General features: G+C 38.8%; 13 protein-coding genes. 11 read left to right on the forward strand and 2 right to left on the reverse strand.

What is annotated here, in order from left to right:
• Nucleotides 1-27 precede the first annotated feature (27 nt).
• A complete protein-coding gene (gene ytvI / locus G6554_RS04435; protein ID WP_166239158.1) occupies nt 28-1,143 on the reverse strand; it encodes a sporulation integral membrane protein YtvI in 1,116 nt (371 codons plus the stop codon).
• A 181-nt stretch (nt 1,144-1,324) separates the two neighbouring features.
• Here ytvI and G6554_RS04440 point away from each other — a divergent pair, with 181 nt between their 5' ends.
• The 5 genes from G6554_RS04440 (at nt 1,325) to G6554_RS04460 (ending at nt 6,223) form a co-directional block, all read left to right on the forward strand.
• On the forward strand, nt 1,325-1,798 hold the full coding sequence (locus G6554_RS04440) for a DUF441 domain-containing protein (protein WP_207342991.1): 474 nt from the start codon (nt 1,325-1,327) through the stop codon (nt 1,796-1,798).
• A 290-nt stretch (nt 1,799-2,088) separates the two neighbouring features.
• Nucleotides 2,089-3,207 (forward strand): citrate synthase, encoded by a 1,119-nt coding sequence (gene citZ / locus G6554_RS04445; protein ID WP_166239162.1) that lies wholly within the window; start codon nt 2,089-2,091, stop codon nt 3,205-3,207.
• Between the two features lie 132 nt (nt 3,208-3,339).
• Nucleotides 3,340-4,608, forward strand: a complete 1,269-nt coding sequence (gene icd / locus G6554_RS04450) for an NADP-dependent isocitrate dehydrogenase (protein ID WP_166239164.1) — start codon at nt 3,340-3,342, stop codon at nt 4,606-4,608.
• A gap of 97 nt (nt 4,609-4,705) precedes the next feature.
• Nucleotides 4,706-5,644 carry a malate dehydrogenase gene (gene mdh, locus G6554_RS04455; protein ID WP_166239166.1) on the forward strand — a complete coding sequence of 313 codons (939 nt, stop codon included), beginning with the start codon at nt 4,706-4,708 and terminating at the stop codon, nt 5,642-5,644.
• Between the two features lie 102 nt (nt 5,645-5,746).
• The gene (locus G6554_RS04460; protein ID WP_166239168.1) at nt 5,747-6,223 is read left to right on the forward strand and encodes a MaoC/PaaZ C-terminal domain-containing protein; all 477 of its coding nucleotides are present in this window, start codon (nt 5,747-5,749) and stop codon (nt 6,221-6,223) included.
• A gap of 209 nt (nt 6,224-6,432) precedes the next feature.
• On the opposite strand, the gene G6554_RS04465 is transcribed toward G6554_RS04460, so the two are convergent.
• On the reverse strand, nt 6,433-7,350 hold the full coding sequence (locus G6554_RS04465) for a nuclease-related domain-containing protein (RefSeq protein ID WP_166239170.1): 918 nt from the start codon (nt 7,348-7,350) through the stop codon (nt 6,433-6,435).
• Nucleotides 7,351-7,532: 182 nt separating this feature from the next.
• On the opposite strand from G6554_RS04465, the gene G6554_RS04470 reads away from it, so the two are divergent.
• The 6 genes from G6554_RS04470 to coaE all read left to right on the forward strand — a co-directional run bounded on the left by G6554_RS04470 (nt 7,533) and on the right by coaE (nt 14,538).
• Nucleotides 7,533-8,249, forward strand: coding sequence for a response regulator transcription factor (locus G6554_RS04470; protein WP_166239172.1), 717 nt, complete (start codon nt 7,533-7,535; stop codon nt 8,247-8,249).
• Entirely contained in the window at nt 8,246-9,658 is a 1,413-nt protein-coding gene (gene pnpS, locus G6554_RS04475) for a two-component system histidine kinase PnpS (RefSeq protein WP_166239174.1), read from the forward strand. Before G6554_RS04470 ends, pnpS begins: the two co-directional genes overlap by 4 nt.
• A gap of 17 nt (nt 9,659-9,675) precedes the next feature.
• Nucleotides 9,676-12,315, forward strand: a complete 2,640-nt coding sequence (gene polA, locus G6554_RS04480; protein ID WP_166239176.1) for a DNA polymerase I — start codon at nt 9,676-9,678, stop codon at nt 12,313-12,315.
• 23 nt (nt 12,316-12,338) lie between these two features.
• Nucleotides 12,339-13,166 (forward strand): DNA-formamidopyrimidine glycosylase, encoded by an 828-nt coding sequence (mutM, locus tag G6554_RS04485; RefSeq protein ID WP_166239178.1) that lies wholly within the window; start codon nt 12,339-12,341, stop codon nt 13,164-13,166.
• Between the two features lie 110 nt (nt 13,167-13,276).
• Complete coding sequence (gene ytaF / locus G6554_RS04490) at nt 13,277-13,912, forward strand: sporulation membrane protein YtaF (protein WP_166239180.1); 636 nt, start codon at nt 13,277-13,279, stop codon at nt 13,910-13,912.
• Nucleotides 13,913-13,932: 20 nt separating this feature from the next.
• Nucleotides 13,933-14,538 (forward strand): dephospho-CoA kinase, encoded by a 606-nt coding sequence (gene coaE / locus G6554_RS04495; protein ID WP_166239182.1) that lies wholly within the window; start codon nt 13,933-13,935, stop codon nt 14,536-14,538.
• The last annotated feature ends 173 nt before the right edge of the window (nt 14,539-14,711 follow it).

Here is a 14,711-nt window from a genome sequence, read left to right on the forward strand (position 1 = left end):
CAGCTCCGTATGAGAGCTGACGTTTTTTTATGTCTCTTTTCCTTTAATGAATGCCCAAACATCATGAAATACATTTGCACGGTAAAGGGTGCTGATAATGACGAGTGTGACGGGCCCAACAATTAATCCTAGAAAGCCGATTAATTTAAATCCGACAAATAAGGAAATGAGTGTTGCTAATGGATCGAGACCAATATTTGATGAAAGGATCTTCGGCTCCATGATTTGCCGTTGGACGAGGACGATCATATATAGAACACCTAAACCTAAGGCAAGACCTGTATTGTCGCCAATCGCTGCATATATAATCCAAGGGACAAACACAGCACCGGTACCAAGGTAAGGAATAATATCGACAATACCTGTAGCTAATGCAATCGTAATGGCATAATCAACCCGTAAAATTAAAAGACCAATCAGAATGATTACTGTTGTAATCGAAATGAGCGTAACTTGTGCTTTAATAAAACCGAATAATGCTTTTTTTAGGTCGATAAAAACGGTTCTACCGCTCCTTTTTGCCTTTTCAGGCAAGAGTCTTCCTCCCATTGCCGACAAGCGGTACCAATCCTTACTAATAAAAAAGGTGGCCAATAGCGAGAATATAAGAACCGTTGCAGCATTTGGGAACCAAGATAAGATATTCGGGATATTCCCAAATAAATTCTTAATAAACGTTCCAATCGTTGTTCCAACTCTTGTTCCCACGTTTTGAATATTTCCGATGATGGTATCCTTCTGACCGGCATCAAGCTTATTAAATACACTTGTTAATTGATTGTATAAGGGGATGATTTGAGCCGTAAAATAATCCTCGATATAATTAATTAATGTATCAAGATGTTCTGGGACGACTTTTGCCAAATAGGCAGCGCCGGAGACAATTTCTGCGACTAATAAAGTCACTAACCCCGCAAATAAAGCAAAAATAATGATAAGTGTGACAAGAACTGAGAGCACGCGCGGCATTTTCGCTTTTTTTTCAAGAAAGTTTACTAGCGGATTAATCATAAAGGCAATGATAAGACCAATTAAAAATGGATAGGTTACGGTTGATAAGAAATAAAATAGGTAGAGTGTCAAAACAACAGCACCAATCACAAGTAGGAATCGAACGGTCCGGTATATGTACGTAAGATCCAAAAGCAACCCTCCTTTACATTTAATTAATAGTTTCAGTTTAACATTTTATGAATAAAACCGCATATTTTTCCAATTAGATTATTATTACGGATAACCAGGGTAGAAGTTTCATAACTACAGACGGAAAAACGTATTTTCTACCTAGTTAAAAACTATTATGGTACGATAATTTTTTGACAGGATGGTGAAAGGATTGCCAAGTCAGCCCATATTATTTCTATTACTACTATTTGCGATTGGCCTTATTGCTAAAAATAGTTCATTAATAGTTGCTATCGAAGTATTGCTTGTATTGAAAGTCGGTGGATTGGATACAAAATTTTTTTCATTACTACAATCTAAGGGAATTAATTGGGGAGTCACCGTGATCACTATTGCTGTTTTAGCTCCAATTGCCAGCGGAGAAATAGGGTTTAAAGATTTATCCGGAGCATTTAAAACACCATTTGCATGGATAGCTCTCATCTCAGGGATGTTAGTCGCTATGCTTGCAAAGGGTGGAGTTAAATTACTAGCCGATGATCCGCAAATTACAACGGCATTAGTGCTTGGAACTATTCTTTCTGTTTCTATTTTTAAAGGTGTGGCGGTTGGTCCTTTAATTGGAGCCGGAATTGCATACGTTGCTATGAGAATTTTCAGTTTTTTTAGCTAGATTTTTTGTAAAATAATATTTTTTTTGTATTTTTCCACTCCTTTTCGTTCACAAAAATTTGATAATTGTTTATAATAGGCTTGTAAGCGTATCCTTTTTTTACATAAACCGTATATATATGCTTAATTACTTGTAAAAACTTTTCTATTGATGAATGAAAAGGCAATCACAATGTTTGTGGATATCCCGAGCAATCGCTCAGTCAATATTAAAAGAATGTCGCTAGTATGCAATTTTCTTGATTGCAAAAAGAATATTGGGGAAATAAGAATGTAAAGGAGAGATTTATTATGACAGTAAAACAAGGTCTAGAAGGAATAGTGGCAACAACTTCCTCCATCAGTTCAATTATTGATGATACGCTAACATACGTTGGCTATGATATTGATGATTTAGCTGTAAATGCTAGCTTTGAAGAGGTAATCTACTTATTATGGCATCGTAAATTACCGAATGCTGAACAATTAGTTGAGTTAAAACAACAACTAGCTGAAAACTATGCATTGCCACAAGAAGTGATTGAACACTTTAAGATGTACCCAATTCAAAAAGTACATCCAATGGCAGCACTTCGCTCAGCAGTTTCTTTACTAGGCTTATATGATGACGAAGCAGACCTAATGGACGAAGCAGCCAATTATCGTAAAGCAGTACGTCTTCAAGCAAAAATGCCAGCGATTGTCACAACCTTTGCTCGTGTAAGAAAAGGTCTGGACCCAATCCCACCAAGACAAGATTTAAGTTTTGCAGCTAATTTCTTATACATGCTTACTGGTAAAGAACCTGATTCCATTGCAGTTGAAGCAATGAACAAGGCGCTCGTATTACATGCAGATCATGAATTAAATGCTTCAACATTTACTGCACGTGTATGTGTGGCAACATTATCTGATGTATACTCTGGCGTAACAGCTGCTATTGGCGCATTAAAAGGACCTCTACATGGTGGTGCGAACGAGGCAGTTATGAAAATGCTGTCTGAAATTGGCACACTTGAAAATGTCGATCCATATATCCGCGGTAAGCTTGAACATAAAGAAAAAATTATGGGCTTTGGCCACAGGGTATATCGGAAAGGCGACCCTCGTGCCAAGCATTTAAAAGAAATGTCTAAAAAGTTAACTGAGCTTACTGGTGAACCGCATTGGTACGATATGTCCGTCAAGATTCAAGACATCGTAACAGGTGAAAAGAATCTACCGCCAAATGTAGATTTCTATTCCGCCTCTGTTTATCACAGCTTAGGAATTGATCACGACTTAATGACACCGATCTTTGCGATAAGCCGCGTTTCTGGATGGCTTGCACATATTTTAGAACAATATGAAAATAATCGTTTAATCCGTCCGCGTGCGGAATATACTGGACCTGGAATGCAAAAATATGTTCCAATCGAGCAAAGAGGATAATAGTTTACTTTTATTCAAAAAATTGATTCAATAAGATAGGAGTAAAGGTTAGGGGTACTGCTCACTAACCTTTGATTCAGTCTTTTGAAATAACACGAACAAGTTTTTTACATAATAGGAGGGAGAACAACTATGCAAGGCGAAAAAATCACGGTTAAAGACGGAGTATTAAACGTACCAAACAATCCAATTATCCCATTTATTGAAGGGGACGGTATCGGACCAGATATTTGGGCTGCTTCTGAAAGAGTCTTAAATGCAGCAGTTGAAAAAGCCTATAAAGGTGAGCGTAAATTAGTATGGAAAGAGGTTTTAGCGGGAGAAAAGGCTTTTAACCAAACGGGTGAATGGCTTCCTTCTGAAACTCTTGATGTAATCAATGAATATTTGATTGCCATCAAAGGTCCATTAACAACACCTGTTGGCGGCGGTATTCGTTCGTTAAATGTGGCACTTCGCCAAGAATTAGATTTATTTGTCTGCTTACGTCCTGTAAGATGGTTCGAAGGCGTTCCATCCCCAGTTAAGCGTCCACAAGATACCGATATGGTCATCTTCCGTGAAAATACTGAAGATATTTATGCCGGTATTGAATACGAAAAAGGCACTGAAGCGGCTAAAAAGGTAATTGACTTCTTACAGAACGAGATGGGTGTTAAGAAAATCAGATTCCCTGAAACTTCAGGTATTGGTATTAAGCCTGTTTCTGAAGAAGGTACAAATCGTCTTGTGCGTGCTGCCATTAATTATGCAATCAAAGAAGGCCGTAAATCCGTTACACTCGTGCATAAAGGAAATATCATGAAATTTACTGAAGGCGCGTTTAAAAATTGGGGCTATGAGCTTGCAGAAAAGGAATTTGGCGATAAAGTCTTTACATGGGCTCAATATGATCGCATTAAGGAAGAGCAAGGAGCAGATGCTGCGAACAAGGCACAAGCCGATGCAGAGGCTGCTGGAAAAATCATCGTAAAAGATGCGATTGCTGACATTTTCTTACAACAAATCCTTACTCGTCCACGTGAGTTTGATGTTGTGGCTACAATGAACCTAAACGGCGACTTCATTTCTGATGCACTTGCAGCACAAGTTGGTGGAATTGGCATTGCTCCTGGAGCAAATATTAACTATGAAACGGGACATGCTATTTTTGAAGCAACACATGGTACTGCACCTAAATACGCAGGTCTAGACAAAGTAAATCCATCATCTGTCATTTTATCCGGTGTGTTATTGCTTGAGCACTTAGGCTGGAATGAAGCAGCTACTATGGTAATTAAATCAGTTGAAGACACAATTGCTTCTAAGGTTGTCACATATGACTTCGCACGCTTGATGGAAGGTGCAACAGAAGTTAAAACATCTGAATTTGCAAATGAATTAATCAAAAATATGAAATAAGAAATTAAAAAGCGGATGCGCCACGCGCTGAGGCTTTACTTGAGCTGTTTTTTCGGAGACAGCTCAAGTCATTTTACATATAAGGGGAGGGCTTAAAATGTCATTAAAACGTAAAAAGGTTTCTGTAATCGGCGGCGGATTCACTGGTGCTACAACTGCATTTTTACTTGCTCAAAAAGAACTTGGAGACGTTGTTTTAGTTGATATCGCTCCAATGGAAAACCCTACAAAAGGTAAAGCATTAGATATGCTTGAAGCTAGCCCAGTTCAAGGCTTTGATGCGAATATCACTGGTACTTCAAATTATGAAGATACTCGCGATTCTGATATCGTTGTCATTACTGCCGGAATTGCCCGCAAGCCAGGCATGAGCCGTGATGATTTAGTGCAAACAAACCAAAAGGTAATGAAAAGTGTAACACAGGAGATTGTGAAATACTCTCCAAACAGTACAATTATTGTTTTAACAAACCCTGTTGATGCGATGACTTACACCGTATTCAAAGAGTCTGGTTTCCCTAAAAACCGGGTAATTGGTCAATCTGGTGTACTTGATACTGCTCGTTTCCGTACATTTGTTGCGCAAGAATTAAATCTTTCTGTAAAAGATGTAACTGGTTTTGTTCTTGGCGGCCATGGCGATGATATGGTACCGCTTGTGCGTTACTCCTATGCCGGTGGAATTCCATTAGAAACCTTAATTCCTAAAGATCGTCTTGAGGCCATTGTTGAGCGCACTCGTAAAGGCGGCGGCGAAATCGTTAACCTTCTTGGTAACGGAAGTGCCTATTATGCCCCTGCAGCTTCTTTAGTTGAGATGTGTGAAGCAATCCTTAAAGATCAACGTCGTGTATTACCATCCATTGCATACCTTGAGGGCGAGTTTGGCTATGAAGGCATTTACCTTGGTGTTCCAACTATTCTCGGTGGAAATGGTATCGAAAAAATAATTGAATTAGATCTTACAGCAGACGAAAAAGCTGCATTAGACAAGTCTGTTGAATCTGTTCGTAATGTAATGCAAGTATTGGTGTAATGCTTATACTTTTCTGAAATTCGGGGGCGGCGTCAAGACGGCGCCCTCGAATTTCTCTATCATTTATTTTGTAATCGCTTACAATAAAAGAGGTGAAATTTGATGCTTTTAGGAAAAAAGAGAAAACTAGGGCGAAGAATTGAGGAAATAACCGTAGGTGAAAAATTAGTCCTAACAGAGAAAATTGAAGACAAGGATCTTCTTCTCTATCTGGGATTAACCGATGATGCCAACCCTCTCTATATTCAACATGACTATGCATCACAAACTCCGTTCGAGAGACCACTTGTTCCTAGTATTATGCTAATAGGAATGATCACTTCTGCCATTTCAAAATATTTACCAGGGCCAGGAAGCCATGTCTTAGGCCAAGAGATTGAGTTTCCAAAACCTGTCTATCATTACGGAACGGTCGAGCTATTGCTTGAAGTGATTGACGTGGATCATTATGAGCATACAGCTGTGGTGAGCGTCTTAGGTTCTAATGAAAAAAAGGAAACCGTCATTAGTGGGAAATTCAAGGTATGCCCGCCGCATAAATTAGAAGAAATTCATGGGAAGGCCTTGGAGAATTTTTAATAGTGAGGTTCATGAGGGCGGAAACCATGAATGAGAAAGCAAAAGTGTCCTCATGAGAGGTTCATGAGGGCGGAAACCATGAATGAAAAAGCAAAAGTGTCCTCATGAGAGGTTCATGAGGACAGAAACCATGAATAAAAAAGCAAAAGTGTCCTCATGAGAGATTCATGAGGACAGAAACTGTTAATGAAAAACCCAAAACGTCCTCATCAATCATTTACATAGTATGAAAATTTACCATGACCCACTCTTCTAAATTTTTTTGTAAGTATCCTATTTATTGCCTTCATAGAAACACCCCCGCCACACCACTCATGAACACAAGTAATCGTAATTTTCATATCCGGAAACAATAGCTTAATCTCTTTTACATTCCGCAATACCACAGCCTCAATACTTTCCACATTCCCGCATGTAGTACACACAATCTTCCTTTCACCATCCGGGTTGGAAACGTTAAACGATTTGCACTTTGCACATGTGAAGCCTTTTCGCAATTTACCATAATTATAAGCCGGTAACTTTGTATATGATGATTTGGTATGATGTAATGATACCAGCTTATCAGCAAGCATCTTGTGCTTATTAGAAAGCTTTGATGGCCGGGCATTTAATTTTTTCATCAATGCATTTAACTGTGTTGGGAAAATAAAGGGTTCGTTTGGGGGTGCCTGGAATAAGGTGAATTCGGAGTTAATAAACACAACGGATCCCTCAATGGCAAAATGATAGCCAAGCTTTATGAGTAATTGGCCGAGCGAGAATTTGCTTCGTTTTAATTGGTCAAGAGGATTCTTATATTCCTTTCCATAAGTTGCTTCCAGACTGTCAGGTTTGTAAATGAAATCTCCTTCAAAGTTTTTTACTTCAAAAGGGAAAATGGTATCTTGGTATATGATTGTGGTATCAAGCTGGAAAGACGAGTTGTCAACCTCAAGCAGCAAATCATTTAGAATGAGGCAATCACTTTGAAGCTGCTCAGTCAATAAGTCAAACTGAACTTCACCTTCAAAACCCTTTTCCTTATTTAAATAATACCTATGCTCCTCTTGAGACAATTTCGTTCGTATGTCTAAAATTCTAAGAGCTAATAAATCCATAGGGACAAAGCGAGGTTTGTAGGCCATATTCCACTTCCTTTCTACCTATCTAAATTTATTTTACAAAAAATGCACTTATCATCCGAACAGAAACATGTCAATCTTGTTAACTTTTATAAAAATCGTTCAGCCCATAAAACTAGATAATCTTTATTCCTTACCTATATAATGAAGGTAACTACGCTATGAAGGGCAAGGGTGGGGAATATATGAAAAATAAAGTACTTGTTGTCGATGATGAACAGTCAATTGTCACCTTATTGCAATATAATTTAGAACAAGCAGGCTTTGAAGTTATAACAGCAATGGACGGTATAGAGGGGAAACAGTTAGCTGAAACAGAGACACCTGATATCATCGTTTTGGATTTAATGCTGCCAAAGTTAGATGGAATGGAAGTATGTAAGCAGCTTCGCAAAAAAAATATCATGACTCCCATCTTAATGCTGACGGCAAAAGATGACGAACTTGATAAAATTTTGGGCCTTGAGCTTGGGGCAGACGATTACATGGTAAAACCATTCAGCCCGCGTGAAGTTATCGCCCGTGTGAAAGCTATTTTAAGAAGAACACAAATACAAACAGAAATAACGGTGGAAAATGATACTACAGAAGAGCAAATTCAAATAGGGAAAATAACCATCTTCCCCGAAAAATACGAGGCATACTTTAGAGATCAACATCTTGAGTTAACACTTAAGGAATTTGAATTACTTCTCTACCTTGCACAAAATAAAGGCCGGGTGTTAACTCGGGATCAATTACTAAGCGCCGTTTGGAATTATGACTTTGCTGGCGATACTAGAATTGTGGATGTACATATTTCACATCTTCGAGAAAAAATTGAAGAGGAAACTAAAAAGCCTGTATATATCAAAACCATTCGCGGCCTTGGCTACAAATTGGAGGAACCTAAAGGAGAATGACAAAGTTCCGCACAAGGATATTTATTATCTTAATCTTTTTAATGATTCTCGTTTTAGTCGGATTAGGTATACTGCTTGGGCAGTTATTTAAATATGACTTTTTAGAATCACTTAATGAACAGATAAAAGTTGAAATATGGTGGATCCTTACTAGTGGTCTGGGAATTGCTGTGGTTGTCATCATCATATTGGGCATCCGAATTACCACAAGGTATACCAAGCCAATAAAAGCGGCTACAGAGGTCGCAATTGAACTTGCACATGGAAACTACCGTGCCAGAACAACGGTGAATCGTTTTGATGATGCGGGAATGCTTGGAAAGTCGATTAATATGCTGGCGGAAAACCTTCAAGAACTCACAAAGTCACATGAAATGCAACAGGACCGCCTAAGTGTTTTGATTGAGAACATGGGAGCAGGGTTAGTGTTAATCGATAGTCGCGGGTACATAAACCTAATCAATAAAGGCTATATTGAGATCTTTCATATAGATTCGAAAGATTACTTAAATAAACTTTATTACGAGGTCATAGAAAATGAGGAAATCTGTCGATTAGTTGAAGAAGTATTCCGGACTGAGCAAAATGCAAGTAAACAATTACTCCTTTCATTTTTGATTGAGCGTCGATATTTTGTTGTTTACGGAGTCCCGATTATTGGAACTAATAAGGTTTGGAAAGGGGTATTGCTCGTATTTCACGACATTACCGAATTAAAAAGACTTGAGCAAATGCGCAAGGATTTTGTGGCTAATGTTTCCCATGAACTAAAAACCCCCGTTACCTCCATAAAAGGGTTTACCGAGACACTTTTGGATGGGGCGATGAACAATCATGAAACATTAGAAGCATTCCTTTCGATCATTTTAAAAGAAAGCGATCGGCTTCAATCACTTATTCAAGACTTGCTGGAGCTTTCCAAAATAGAGCAGCAAGGCTTTCGATTAAATCTACAAGAATTTGAGTTGCGTACACTTCTAGAAGATGTGATCACACTCCTTTCCGGGAAAGCAGAGGAGAAGAACATCCGTCTCGAATTTTATTGCAACCGGAACCAAGTGATCATGAATGGTGACACAGACCGCCTAAAACAAGTATTTATCAACTTAATAGGCAATGCCATAACCTATACTCCAGTTGAGGGGGATGTGAAAATTATCCTCTTAGAAAATGAAAAGAATGTGCGGATTCATGTAAAAGACTCGGGTGTGGGAATTGATGAGGAAGAAATACCGCGGATTTTTGAGCGTTTTTACCGGGTTGACCGTGCGAGAAGCCGGAATTCAGGCGGGACTGGTTTGGGTTTAGCGATTGTTAAACATTTAATTGAAGCTCATCATGGGAACATAAGTGTCAGAAGTACAGTGGGCGAAGGCAGTGAATTTATTATTGAACTACAAAAGAATTAAATTTTTGGATGGTGACGATGGTGGAAAAGAAAAAACTTGTGTTGATTGACGGGAATAGTATTGCTTACCGTGCGTTTTTTGCCTTACCCCTACTTAATAATGATAAAGGGATTCATACGAACGCAGTATACGGTTTTACGATGATGCTGATGAAAATTTTGGAGGATGAAAAGCCGACACATATGCTTGTTGCCTTTGATGCTGGAAAAACCACCTTTCGACATAAAACTTTTACCGAATACAAGGGTGGCAGGCAAAAAACACCGCCTGAATTATCAGAGCAATTTCCGTTTATTCGCGAATTATTAGACGCTTACAGCATTTCAAGATACGAGCTTGAAAACTACGAGGCAGATGATATTATCGGGACCCTTTCATTATCAGCGGAAAAGGATGGTTATGAGGTAAAAGTAATATCTGGGGACAAGGATTTAACCCAGCTTTCCTCCCCAACAACAACGGTCGGTATTACTCGAAAAGGGATTACTGATATTGAAGAATATACACCAGAACATATTGCGGAAAAGTACGGGTTAACGCCAGAACAAATTATTGATATGAAAGGTTTAATGGGGGATCCCTCTGACAATATTCCAGGTGTTCCTGGTGTGGGGGAAAAGACAGCGATTAAGCTGTTAAAAGAGTTTTCAACCCTAGAAAATCTACTCAAATCAATTGATCAAGTCAGTGGAAACAAATTGAAGGAAAAACTAGAAGAATTCAAGGATCAGGCCTTAATGAGCAAGGAACTTGCCACCATTGAGCGGCAAGCGCCGGTAAAAGTTGCGTTAGAAACAATCTCCTACGAGGGCTTTACACGTGAAAAATTAGTAGCTCTTTTTAAAGAATTAGGGTTTCATTCCTTATTGGATAGGCTTGGTGAAGATACATCTGTTATCGAGGAGCAAGCACTAGAAGAGGTTGAATATGTCATTCCAAATGAAATAACGGATGATATTTTCGCTGATATCAATTATTTTTATGTGGAAATGCTCGATGATAATTATCATTTTGCCGAAATTATTGGTTTTTCGCTCGTAAACGAAAATGGGCACTATTACTTGCCCACGGAGCAAGCCATCCAATCAGCAGCTTTTAAAAAATGGGCGGAAGATGATGAAAAAAAGAAAATTGTTTATGATGCTAAACGTTCTGAAGTTTCCTTAAGAAGGCGGGACATCCATTTAAAAGGCTCAAACTTTGATATATTAATGGCATCTTATCTTATTAATCCATCAGAAAATATTGAGGATTTGGCAGCAATAGCAAAAAGATATGATATCCACAATATCCAATCCGATGAATCCTTTTATGGCAAAGGTGCCAAACGGAAAGTTCCAGAGTCGTCTAAGCTTGCCGAGCATCTTGTTCGTAAAAGCCTAGCGATGTCTGACCTGAGAGAGAAACTGGAAGATGAATTAAGAAAAAATGAACAATATGAATTGTTTACAGAGCTAGAAATGCCGTTATCACTTATTTTGGCCGATATGGAATCATGCGGTATTATGGTGGAGCAGGAACGTCTCCAGATGATGGGGAAAGAACTGAATGACCGTCTCATCGAAATTGAAGAAAAAATATGTGAATTAGCCGGTGAAAAATTTAATATCAACTCACCAAAACAGCTTGGCGTTATTTTATTTGAAAAATTAGGTCTGCATTCTTTTAAGAAAACAAAAACAGGCCATTCGACATCTGCGGATGTATTAGAAAAATTAGCCGATGACCACGAAATCATTGAACATATTCTGCTCTACAGACAGCTTGGAAAGCTTCAGTCAACCTATATTGAGGGCTTGTTAAAAGTAATTGATCCTAAAACTGGAAAGGTTCATACAAGGTACCAACAGACCTTAACGGCAACAGGAAGATTAAGCTCCATTGATCCGAATCTGCAAAACATTCCAATCCGCCTTGAAGAAGGACGGAAGATTCGCCAAGCATTTATTCCATCGGAAAAGGGCTGGGTGATCTTTGCCGCGGATTATTCGCAAATTGAGCTTCGGGTGCTTGCGGATATAGCCGGCGATGAAAAACTGATACAGGCCTTTAAGGATGACATGGATATTCATACGAAAACAGCCATGGAAGTCTTCCACGTTGATAAGGAAGAGATAACTTCAAATATGAGACGACATGCCAAGGCAGTAAATTTTGGGATTGTATATGGTATTAGTGATTACGGTCTTTCTCAATCATTAGGAATCACAAGAAAAGAGGCTGGTCAATTCATTGATCGTTACCTTAATAGCTATCCTGGTGTAAAGGAATATATGGATGACATCATTCACTCTGCAAGACAAAAAGGATACGTATCGACCTTATTACATAGGAGAAGATACATCCCTGAAATAACAAGCCGAAATTTTAACATCAGAAGTTTTGCTGAAAGAACAGCGATGAACACGCCTATTCAAGGCAGCGCCGCTGATATCATAAAAAAAGCCATGATTGATATGGATGAAGCATTAAAGGACAAAGGGTTAAGAACCCGACTATTGCTCCAGGTACACGATGAATTGATTTTTGAAGCTCCTGAAGAGGAAGTGGAGATTCTAAAAAAATTAGTCCCCGACGTGATGGAGAATGCACTTGAATTGAAGGTACCGTTAAAGGTAGATTATGCTTATGGTCCAACATGGTTTGACGCGAAATAAAAGAGCAAAGGGGGATCCTGGACATGCCAGAGCTTCCTGAAGTTGAAACGGTACGAAAGACGTTAAAGAAATTAGTTCTTACGAAAACAATTGAAAACATAACCGTTTACTGGCCGAAAATCATAAAAAACCCTGCCGACGTGGAGCAATTCGTTGATGCCTTAAAAGGGGAAACAGTCATGGATGTCGGCAGACGAGGGAAATTTTTAATTATTTATACGGGTAATTATGCATTAGTCTCGCATTTGCGAATGGAAGGTAAATATGGACTCCACTCGAAGAACGAGCCGTTTGATAAACATACGCATGTGATTTTCCGTTTTACCGATGGTACGGAACTGAGGTATCGGGATGTACGGAAATTTGGAACGATGCACCTATATAAGAAAGGGGAGGAATTTTTAAAGGCACCGTTGATTGAACTCGGACCGGAACCTTTTTCAGAGGAATTTACTGTAGAATATTTGGCTGAGAAGTTGAATAAGACAACCAGGAAAGTTAAACCTGCCTTACTTGATCAAAAACTTTTTGTGGGGCTCGGTAACATTTATGTAGACGAGGCGCTTTTTCGAGCTGAAATCCATCCAGAACGTTTAGCGAATACGCTTAATGAAAAGGAAATGACTGTCCTTCATCGTGAAATTGTTGCAACATTAAGCGAGGCCGTTAAAAAAGGCGGCAGCACGATTCGTTCCTATGTGAATTCACAGGGAGAGATCGGCATGTTTCAACTTGAATTATATGCGTATGGCCGAAAAGGGGAGGCCTGTAAAAAATGCGGCACTCCTATTGAGAAAACGACTGTAGGTGGCAGAGGAACGCATTACTGTCCTACCTGTCAAAAACTTTAAATTTTAAGAAATGTCGCCCTTAACCAAGGCACTTTCGCTTTTCTGTTAACATCGGATGGGCTCCTTCCATATACTATCATAGTGATTTGGAGGAAGGAGTCAGAGATCATATGGTTCACTTGTTCTCGCTACTCGTATTAGCATTTGCTCTCAGTCTTGACAGCTTTAGTGTTGGGTTTACCTATGGTTTGAGGAAAATGGTAATGCCGATTAAGTCAATTTTGATTATTGCAACATGCTCGGCTGTCTCTTTAATGATAGCTGTGTCAATTGGACATGGACTAGAAAGAGTACTCTCGCCAGCTATTACGGCAAGCCTTGGTGGATTTATTCTAATTGCCCTTGGCGCCTGGGTAGTGTACCAATTTTTCCGTCCTGAAAAAGAAAAGGAAATTTTAAAACACGAAAAGACGATTGTGAATTTTGAAATACGCTCCCTTGGAATTGCCATTAATATCCTGAAAAAACCAATGTCTGCTGATTTTGACCAATCAGGCACAATTACAGGAATTGAAGCGCTTATGCTGGGATTTGCCTTATCGTTAGACTCATTTGGAGCAGGAATTGGGGCAGCGATGCTTGGCTTCTCCCCCTTTTATCTAGCTGCAACAGTTGCGATCATGAGCTCGTTATTTGTTCTCTTTGGGATCAAAAGCGGAACATTCTTTCATAAGTTTGAATGGATTCAAAAGTTTACCTTTTTGCCAGGGATTTTATTAATAATAATAGGTATTTGGAAAATTTAATCGATTGAAAGGAAACAACCATGTCACTAGTTATTGGTTTAACAGGCGGAATCGCCAGTGGAAAAAGTACAGTTTCAACTATGTTTAAGGAAATGGATATCACAGTGGTCGATGCAGATATCGAGGCCCGCCTGGCGGTGAAAAAAGGAGAACCTGCGTACCTTAAAATTATTGCCGAATTTGGCACGGAAATATTATTGGAGGACGGGGAAATCGATCGTCCAAAGCTCGGCTCGATTATATTCCATCAAGCAGAGAAAAGACAGCTCTTAAATGAAATTACCCACCCGGAAGTAAGAAAAAGAATGAGGAAACAAATAGATAACGCAACAAAGAACAATGAAAAAGTTGTTGTTCTTGATATCCCATTATTATTTGAAAGTAAACTAACGTTTATGGTGGATAAAACCATTTTGGTATTTGTGGATAATGAAACGCAATTACGAAGATTAATTGAGAGAAATGACCTCTCCGTTGACGATGCCAAAGCAAGAATCCGTTCTCAGATGCCGCTGTCTGACAAGGTTACCCTCGCAGATGCGGTAATTAATAATAATGGAACAATCTCTGATACGAGGAAACAGCTCATTAATGTTTTAACAGAATGGGGAATTGGAATGAAATAATCGAAATGTGAGAAGGGTTACCTTAGGGAACTCTTCTTTTTTAATTAATAATTATCAGAATTATAAAACATTAAAAAATCCGCTATTTATTCATCACAATTATACCTAAATATGTTATACTAATTGCAATAATACGAGTTAACAGTATAACATTAATACGGAAGGGGCCGTAA

Source organism: Bacillus sp. MM2020_4 (genome assembly GCF_011250555.1).
Taxonomy (GTDB): domain Bacteria; phylum Bacillota; class Bacilli; order Bacillales; family Cytobacillaceae; genus Neobacillus.

Bases quoted from the DNA above. Each gene is read 5' to 3' on its own strand.
- G6554_RS04440 (WP_207342991.1), top strand. From the start codon at position 1,325: ATGGTGAAAGGATTGCCAAGTCAGCCCATATTATTTCTATTACTACTA.
- citZ (WP_166239162.1), top strand. From the start codon at position 2,089: ATGACAGTAAAACAAGGTCTAGAAGGAATAGTGGCAACAACTTCCTCC.
- icd (WP_166239164.1), top strand. From the start codon at position 3,340: ATGCAAGGCGAAAAAATCACGGTTAAAGACGGAGTATTAAACGTACCA.
- mdh (WP_166239166.1), top strand. From the start codon at position 4,706: ATGTCATTAAAACGTAAAAAGGTTTCTGTAATCGGCGGCGGATTCACT.
- G6554_RS04460 (WP_166239168.1), top strand. From the start codon at position 5,747: ATGCTTTTAGGAAAAAAGAGAAAACTAGGGCGAAGAATTGAGGAAATA.
- G6554_RS04465 (WP_166239170.1), bottom strand. From the start codon at position 7,350: ATGGCCTACAAACCTCGCTTTGTCCCTATGGATTTATTAGCTCTTAGA.
- G6554_RS04470 (WP_166239172.1), top strand. From the start codon at position 7,533: ATGAAAAATAAAGTACTTGTTGTCGATGATGAACAGTCAATTGTCACC.
- pnpS (WP_166239174.1), top strand. From the start codon at position 8,246: ATGACAAAGTTCCGCACAAGGATATTTATTATCTTAATCTTTTTAATG.
- polA (WP_166239176.1), top strand. From the start codon at position 9,676: ATGGTGGAAAAGAAAAAACTTGTGTTGATTGACGGGAATAGTATTGCT.
- mutM (WP_166239178.1), top strand. From the start codon at position 12,339: ATGCCAGAGCTTCCTGAAGTTGAAACGGTACGAAAGACGTTAAAGAAA.
- ytaF (WP_166239180.1), top strand. From the start codon at position 13,277: ATGGTTCACTTGTTCTCGCTACTCGTATTAGCATTTGCTCTCAGTCTT.
- coaE (WP_166239182.1), top strand. From the start codon at position 13,933: ATGTCACTAGTTATTGGTTTAACAGGCGGAATCGCCAGTGGAAAAAGT.